General features: G+C 43.3%; 7 protein-coding genes. 6 read left to right on the top strand and 1 reads right to left on the bottom strand.

Features of this window, described 5'->3' with window-relative positions; translation table 11 throughout:
• Window positions 1-199 precede the first annotated feature (199 nt).
• The 6 genes from F8N35_RS09555 to F8N35_RS09530 all read left to right on the top strand — a co-directional run bounded on the left by F8N35_RS09555 (window position 200) and on the right by F8N35_RS09530 (window position 5,873).
• On the top strand, window positions 200-601 hold the full coding sequence (locus F8N35_RS09555) for a phosphoribosyltransferase (RefSeq protein WP_293051936.1): 402 nt from the start codon (window positions 200-202) through the stop codon (window positions 599-601).
• A 51-nt stretch (window positions 602-652) separates the two neighbouring features.
• Window positions 653-1,516, top strand: a complete 864-nt coding sequence (gene purU, locus F8N35_RS09550) for a formyltetrahydrofolate deformylase (RefSeq protein WP_293051933.1) — start codon at window positions 653-655, stop codon at window positions 1,514-1,516.
• Window positions 1,517-1,576: 60 nt separating this feature from the next.
• The gene (locus F8N35_RS09545; RefSeq protein ID WP_293051930.1) at window positions 1,577-2,509 is read left to right on the top strand and encodes a DUF362 domain-containing protein; all 933 of its coding nucleotides are present in this window, start codon (window positions 1,577-1,579) and stop codon (window positions 2,507-2,509) included.
• A gap of 220 nt (window positions 2,510-2,729) precedes the next feature.
• The gene (locus F8N35_RS09540; RefSeq protein WP_293051927.1) at window positions 2,730-3,995 is read left to right on the top strand and encodes a putative DNA modification/repair radical SAM protein; all 1,266 of its coding nucleotides are present in this window, start codon (window positions 2,730-2,732) and stop codon (window positions 3,993-3,995) included.
• 70 nt (window positions 3,996-4,065) lie between these two features.
• A complete protein-coding gene (locus tag F8N35_RS09535) occupies window positions 4,066-4,827 on the top strand; it encodes a TIGR03915 family putative DNA repair protein (protein WP_293051924.1) in 762 nt (253 codons plus the stop codon).
• A gap of 143 nt (window positions 4,828-4,970) precedes the next feature.
• On the top strand, window positions 4,971-5,873 hold the full coding sequence (locus F8N35_RS09530; RefSeq protein ID WP_293051920.1) for a DUF6263 family protein: 903 nt from the start codon (window positions 4,971-4,973) through the stop codon (window positions 5,871-5,873).
• Between the two features lie 178 nt (window positions 5,874-6,051).
• Here the strand turns inward: F8N35_RS09530 and F8N35_RS09525 are convergent, their stop codons facing one another.
• A complete protein-coding gene (locus F8N35_RS09525) occupies window positions 6,052-7,713 on the bottom strand; it encodes an AMP-binding protein (RefSeq protein WP_293051917.1) in 1,662 nt (553 codons plus the stop codon).
• Window positions 7,714-7,735: the final 22 nt, after the last annotated feature.

Here is a 7,735-nt window from a genome sequence, read left to right as displayed (position 1 = left end):
CACTTTTACGAAACGCTTTGCATCTTACGATGTGAAGCGTTTTTGCGTTTATATATGTCTTGAATCCTGATGTTATTTGCAATTAGGATAATCAAATTGAATCTGTTTTGTTATAAAATAGAATCAAAGCCGCTGTTTTCCTTCCATTTGTTTACTTACTCAGAAAAAATGGTTACTTTTGTTCCCGCTTTTAGGTTTTATGGAAAAAGATTTCAACGAAATACAGGAACGAGTCAGGGTAATTGAATTCAATGAGCAATTCGATTTGGTGATTGCTATAGCAAATGGAGCAACAATTCCGGCTGAACTGATCAGGCAAAAACTGGGTTTGGAGTTGTTTCTGCTAAAGATAAATCTACGTGACTCAAACCATGTTCCGGTACATTCATCCCCTGTATTACTCCAACCTATTGATTTTGATGTGAAAAGTAAGCGCATTTTGTTAGTAGAAGATCGGGTAAAGACGGGGAAAACTGTCGAATTTGCAAAATGTCTTTTGCTTGAAAACGGAGCTGCCATGGTGAAAACTCTGGCCGTTAATGGAAATGCAGACTACTTCCTTTACAATGAAACCTGTTTCCGGTTCCCGTGGATTCTTTAACGTCTTACCGATACGCACAAAAAATAATTAAAATATAAACAGGCTCATATTATGGCAAACGACAATACCGCAGTATTGCTGATTCACTGCCCCGACCGGCCGGGAATTCTTGCTGCTGTTACCGATTTTATCAACCAGCAGAAAGGTAATATTTTATATCTGGATCAGTACGTAAACAGAGAAGACCACATATTCTTTATGAGGGTGGAATGGGCTCTCGATAATTTTATTATTCCACGCGATGAAATAGAAGATTATATTGATACGCTGCTGGCTAAACGCTACAGTATGAATTTCCGTCTTTATTTTTCGGATTCAAAGCCTCGTATGGCTATCTTTGTTTCTAAAATGTCGCACTGTCTGTTTGATCTTTTGGGACGCTATCATGCCGGAGAATGGAATGTGGAACTTCCGTTGATTATCAGCAATCACCCCGACCTGAAGCCGGTAGCTGATCAATTCGGGATAGATTATTTTGTTTTCCCTATCAATAAAGAGAACAAGGCCGAGCAGGAAGCCAAGGAGCTGGAGTTGCTGAAGCAATACAACATTAATTTCGTGGTTTTGGCCCGCTATATGCAGGTGTTATCTCCACAGTTGATTGATAGCTATCCGAACCGTATAATCAACATACATCATTCATTCCTTCCTGCCTTTGCGGGAGCGAAACCATATCATGCAGCACATGAACGCGGAGTGAAAATCATCGGAGCAACAAGCCACTATGTCACCAGCGATTTGGATGCAGGTCCCATTATTGGCCAGGATGTGGTGAGAGTGACCCATAAGGATACAATTGAAAGTATGGTTCGAAAAGGTCGGGATCTGGAAAAGATAGTGCTTTCGCGTGCTGTTGAAAAGCATATTGATCGAAAAATCCTGACTTATCAGAATCGTACGGTAGTTTTCGATTAAACCTTTAGGCCATTGATGTCGTCTAATAAAAATGTAACAACCCAATAATTCTACATGCCTATGAAACGTCGTGATTTTCTTTTGTCTGCAGCAATTACCGGTGTAGCCTCGACTTTACGGTTCTATAAGCTGGAAGCTGCCCTTCAAAATAATAAAGTCAGAGTAACTTCCACGCCCGATCTCGTTGCCGTGATGGGTGGTGAGCCTGCAGCTATGCTTGATAAGGCTCTTGCTAAATTCGGAGGTGTTCAGGCGTTTGTGAAGAAAGGTCAAACGGTTGTGATTAAGCCGAATATTGGTTGGGATAAATCTCCCAATCTGGCAGCAAATACGAATCCTGAGCTCGTAAAAGCTTTGGTGAAAAAATGCCTTGCTGCCGGAGCAAAAAAAGTACAGGTTTTCGATCATACCTGTCAACAATGGGATAACTGTTACCGAAATAGTGGGATAAAAGCGGCTGTTGAAAGTGCCGGAGGCGAAATGTTGCCTGCAAATGACGGGAGCCACTATCAGAAGGTAGCTCTTCCTAATGGTGTTCGGCTTAAAGAAGCTATGATCCATAAGGCATTACTCGAATGTGATGTCTGGTTTAATATGCCAATTCTTAAAAATCATGGTGGAGCCAAGATGTCCATATCAATGAAAAACTATATGGGTATTGTTTGGGACAGAGGTTTCTTTCATAGTTCGGATCTGCAACAATGTATTGCCGACATTTGCACCTATCCCAAACGTCCGGCTCTGAACATTGTGGATGCTTACCGGATTCTATACAAAAACGGTCCCCAGGGACGGAACGAATCCGATACTGCAATTCTTAAAACATTGATTGTTTCTCCTAATATCGTTGCTGCTGATACAGCCTCTATTAAGTTTTTCAACCAGGTGGAGAAAATGGACATTAATGCCGTTGGACACATTGCAAAAGCTGAAGCATTACACCTTGGAACACGCAATCTGGATTCACTGAAAATAGAACGGATAAAGATGTAATTCGCTAAATAAGAGCGGATAAATATCTGCTGATTTCTTTAAGTTCACCCCAAAAGTTTGATAAAAACTTTTGGGGCGAACTTTTAATATACTTGCCATTATATGTTTTTGGAGAAGATGATTTATGATAAGATTGTTCGTTAGCGACTTTTCAACAACCTTTTTTTTAAAAGAAATCCGGTGCCGGATGTTTCCTTCAAAATGGCTTACTTTGTATTCAATGAACGAAGCAATACTCGAAAAACTGAAAGTGCTGGCAGAATCGGCAAAGTACGACGTGTCGTGTGCCTCCAGCGGTACTACGCGTAAGAATATTCCCGGCGGAATAGGAAATGCGCAGGGGTGGGGTATTTGTCATTCGTTCACAGAAGATGGTCGATGCGTGTCGTTGCTCAAGATTATGCTCACCAATCATTGCATTTATGATTGCGCTTATTGTATCAACCGACGGAGCAATGACCTGCCACGGGCTACTTTCAGCGTGTCGGAACTGGTGGAGTTGACTATTGAGTTTTATCGCCGCAACTACATCGAAGGGTTGTTTCTTAGTTCAGGGGTAGTGCGCAATCCAGACTACACTATGGAACGATTGGTGCGGGCAATTAAAGACCTGCGGACGGTGCACCGTTTCAATGGCTATATCCACATGAAGAGCATTCCGGGAGCGAGTGAGCAGTTGGTGCGCGAGGCCGGATTATACGCCGATCGTCTTAGCGTTAATGTTGAGTTCCCGACGGAGCAAAATCTGAAGTTGCTGGCCCCGGAAAAGGATCACGCCAGCGTTTACAAGCCGATGTCGTTTATTCAGCAGGGAATGCTCGAGAACAAGGAGGATCGACGGAAATTTCGGTCGGCACCCCGTTTTGCTCCTGCCGGTCAGAGCACGCAGATGATTGTGGGAGCTACCAGCGAAAACGATAAGCAAATTCTTCAAACTTCGGCAGCACTTTATCAGCGTCCGAGTATGAAGCGGGTTTACTATTCAGGATTTATTCCTGTTAATAGTTACGATAACCGCTTGCCGGCGCTGAAGCAACCTCCTTTGGTGCGCGAAAATCGCCTCTATCAGGCCGATTGGTTGATGCGCTTTTACGAATTTAAGGTGGATGAAATTGTGGACGACCGTTATCCCGATCTCGATTTGGAAATTGATCCGAAACTTTCGTGGGCTTTGCGGCACCCCGAAGTATTCCCTGTGGATGTAAATAAAGCCGATTACTCGCTGATATTACGTATTCCGGGGATTGGGGTTAAGTCGGCTAAATTAATCGTGATGTCGCGGCGGTACGCTAAAATTACCGGTTCGGCGTTGAAGAAGATGGGCGTGGTGATGAAGAAAGCACAATACTTTATTACCTGCAACGAATTGCCAGTGCATACGGTGCACGAAGCTTCGCCCGAATATGTGCGAAAGGTGTTGACCGAAAAGAAACTCCCCAAGTCAAAACAGATAGATCAACAACAATTGTCGTTGATTTTCGAATAAGACCTCGCGAATAATTTTTGCTCAACATGGTAGGAAACTATCATTGGATATTAATTGACCCAGAATCAAAATGATTGTTTTTCGTTACGATAAAACCTACGAAGGATTACTGACTGCAGTTTTCGATGCCTATTTTCGGAAAACGTTTCCGGACAAACTGCTGGGTACGGACGATATCGAACCGATGTTTGCCGAAGAAAGTTTTACCGTTATCACGCAATCGGATAAAGCTGCGCGGGTGTGGAAGTCGCTGGAAAAAAAGCTGTCAGCCAATGCCTGTAACATGCTTACTTATGTGTGGTTGTCGGAAGAGGAGGGTAGTGACGAACTATTGTTTCAGTACATCCGTAAAACGGTGGACAGCAAACGAACTATTGAAACGAATTTTGCCGACGAGGTAGTGCTGAAAGTTCACAAGCTGGCCATGAAGGTGAGTAAGGAGCGACTTCGGATGATTCAGTTCGTGCGGTTTCAGAAAGCTGCCGACGATGTATTTTTTGCCCCCGTTTCGCCCGATCACAATTGCCTGCCTCTGGCGATTGATCATTTTCAGGATCGCTTTGCCGATCAGAAGTGGATACTCTACGATACCAAGCGTGATTACGGTTTTTATTACGATCTGAAAACCGTCACCGAGATGACCCTTGAAACCTCGGCGCTATTCCCCGAAGGTAAACTCGATGAAGCTCTGATGGCGGAAGATGAAAAATTGTTTCAGCAGTTATGGAAAACCTACTTTAAGTCGATGGCTATTAAAGAGCGCATCAATCCGAAATTACACAGACAGCTGATGCCTAAGCGTTACTGGAAGTATATGACGGAGAAACAGTGAATTGTTTTCTGATAATGTTCATTACTTCTAAGTTGATATTGTTGGCGTTTTTTATGTGACTTTTATGCGTCAGTTTGAAATATAATTTGTTTCTTTGTAAAAAAATATTTAATTCAATACTTGTTAATTATTCTAATTTTACCATGAAACACAGAAAACACATTCGGCTTCTCCTTGCAATGGCTTTAGTTTGCTTTGCATTACACGTTTCAGCAAAAACCACATTGCGTCTTAATCTTCAAAAAGGTTCGGGTTATGAAATGAACATGAACATGAGCATGAAGATGGATCAGGAAATGATGGGGCAACAAATCAAGATGGACCAAAAGATGAACATGCAATTGGTTTATAAAGTTGCCGATATTCTTCCGTCTAAAAACTATGTTATTGAGTATTCCGTAGGACAAATAAAGATGGACATCTCAACTAATGGGCAACAGATAAGTTTTGATTCTCAGACAGGAGGAAATCCGATTTTTGACAAACTCAAATCGATAATAGGTTCTGTAATTAAAATGGAAGTGACTCCATTGGGAAAGGTCGAGAAAGTGGAAGGACTGGATGCTTTTATTCAGAAAATCGGTGATGACAAAACGATGGCGCAATTGGTACCTATGTTTTCGTCTGACGGAGGTATTAAATCATTTATGAATCAAACTTTTGGTTATATTCCCGAAACTGAATTGGAAAAAGGCTCGAAATGGTCGTGCAAATCGCAATTGACTACTCCAATGAATCTGGATCTGACGGCTAATTACGAATTGGCATCTATTGAGGGTAATACCTTGAACATGAATGTAACATCAATATTCAATGCAGCCAAGCAAATGGAACAGATGGGTGCGAAAGTCGATATGCAAATTGATGGTACTCAAAATGGAACCATGACGGTTGATGCTACTGATGGCTGGCTTCGTACCCAACATCTTGATCAGACTGTCAAGATGACTATGAAAATGAAAAATCCCCAGTCGGGAGAAGAAATGAATATGCCTATCGAACTGAAATCGGTTACTGAAACCAAGGTGGTAAAAAAGAGCCTTTGATTTTGTAAAGTTAGAGGATCTTCTGATCTGATTTATCTCACTTTGTGCGTTAGATAAACAACCTCCGCAAGAAAAAGTAAAAACGATTTCATCAATATGGGAAAAAGAACAAAGCCAGGTTTAACCTGGCTTTGTTCTTTTTTTGATCTGTACGTGAGTATTTTGCACCTTAACGGTCTTATTCTCCGCTGGTGTCTTTGCCACGAATTTCCACCCGGCGAATTTTTCCGCTGATGGTTTTTGGCAATTCGTCCACAAACTCAATTACACGTGGATATTTGTAAGGAGCTGTCACGCGCTTAACATGATCCTGAATTTCGTGGATCAGGGCTTCTCCTGCTTTATCCTTGTATTCTTTCGACAATACGATGGTAGCTTTCACCACCTGTCCGCGCACTTCGTCGGGTACACCGGTGATGGCACATTCCACTACAGCAGGGTGAGTCATCAGGGCGCTTTCTACCTCGAACGGACCGATACGGTAGCCCGAGCTTTTGATCACGTCGTCCGTGCGGCCCACAAACCAGTAATAGCCGTCCTCGTCACGCCAGGCTACGTCACCTGTATGGTAAATATGATTGTCGTAAACGCTTTTGGTCAACGCTTCGTCGCGGTAATAACCCATAAAGAGCCCTACAGGTTTGAAGCGATCGGTGCGCAGGATGATTTCGCCCTGTTCTCCATCTTCGGCAGAGCGTCCGTCGGCAGTAATCAGGTCCATATCGTAGGCCGGGTTAGGCACTCCCATCGATCCCGGTTTTGGTTCCATCCACGGGAATGTGGCAATGGTGAGCGTAGTTTCAGTTTGGCCGAAACCTTCCATCAGTTTGATGCCCGTTATTTTGTAGAACGCTTCGTATACGGCCGGATTAAGCGGCTCGCCTGCAATCGTGCAATATTTAAGAGACGAAAGGTCGTAGCTTTTCAAATCTTCGCGGATCAGGAAACGGAACACCGTTGGAGGAGCACAAAAGGATGTTACCTTGTATTTTTCGATCATGTGAAGTACGTCGGCCGGGGTGAATTTTTCATGATCGTACACAAAAATGGCTGCACCGGCAATCCATTGTCCGTAGAGTTTTCCCCATACGGCCTTTCCCCAACCGGTGTCGGCTACGGTTAAATGCAAGCTGTCCTGATTGATATTGTGCCAATATGAGGCAGTTACGATATGTCCCAATGGATAGGTGAAGTCGTGAATCACCATTTTGGGATTGCCCGTTGTGCCCGATGTGAAGTAGAGCAGTGAGATGTCGTCGTTTTCGTTCTTTTGGGCAGGATGCTCAAACGGAGCAGCGTTACGGATACCTTCGTGAAAGTCGTTCCAGCCTTCGGGTTGATCGGGACCTACGGAAACCAATTGCGTAATGGAGGGAGAGTCTTTCAGCGCTCCGTTGACGTGTTTTATTACTTCTTCTTCGCCTACAGCAACAATCATTTTGATACTTGCTGCATTACAGCGGTAAACAATGTCTTTTGGCGTGAGAAGGTGAGTGGCGGGTATGCAGACGGCTCCCAGTTTGTGTAATGCTAAAATGGAAAACCAAAATTCGTACCGCCGTTTCAGAATCAGCATCACCATATCTCCTTTGCCAATGCCCAGCTGTTGAAAGTAGGCGGCAGTAGCATCGCTATATTGCTTCATTTCTGCAAACGAAAAATCAATATGCTTGCCGTGGTCGTTTGTCCAGCAAAGAGCTCTTTTGTCGGGAGCAATGCGCGCCCATTCATCAACAACATCGTAGGCAAAATTAAAATTCTCAGGGACCACTACCTGAAAGTTCTGCCTGAAATCATCAAGTGATTCGAATTCGGTTTTGGTAAGAAATTTTTCAATCATGTCGAAAACATTACAAATGTGA

The sequence above is a fragment of the Paludibacter sp. genome (genome assembly GCF_009712605.1).
Lineage (GTDB): Bacteria > Bacteroidota > Bacteroidia > Bacteroidales > Paludibacteraceae > Microbacter.
The sequence above is the reverse complement of the archived record's forward strand: the minus strand, read 5'-3'. Positions and strand labels throughout refer to the sequence as shown.

Bases quoted from the DNA above. Each gene is read 5' to 3' on its own strand.
- F8N35_RS09545 (WP_293051930.1), top strand. From the start codon at position 1,577: ATGAAACGTCGTGATTTTCTTTTGTCTGCAGCAATTACCGGTGTAGCC.
- F8N35_RS09530 (WP_293051920.1), top strand. From the start codon at position 4,971: ATGAAACACAGAAAACACATTCGGCTTCTCCTTGCAATGGCTTTAGTT.
- F8N35_RS09535 (WP_293051924.1), top strand. From the start codon at position 4,066: ATGATTGTTTTTCGTTACGATAAAACCTACGAAGGATTACTGACTGCA.
- F8N35_RS09540 (WP_293051927.1), top strand. From the start codon at position 2,730: ATGAACGAAGCAATACTCGAAAAACTGAAAGTGCTGGCAGAATCGGCA.
- purU (WP_293051933.1), top strand. From the start codon at position 653: ATGGCAAACGACAATACCGCAGTATTGCTGATTCACTGCCCCGACCGG.
- F8N35_RS09525 (WP_293051917.1), bottom strand. From the start codon at position 7,713: ATGATTGAAAAATTTCTTACCAAAACCGAATTCGAATCACTTGATGAT.
- F8N35_RS09555 (WP_293051936.1), top strand. From the start codon at position 200: ATGGAAAAAGATTTCAACGAAATACAGGAACGAGTCAGGGTAATTGAA.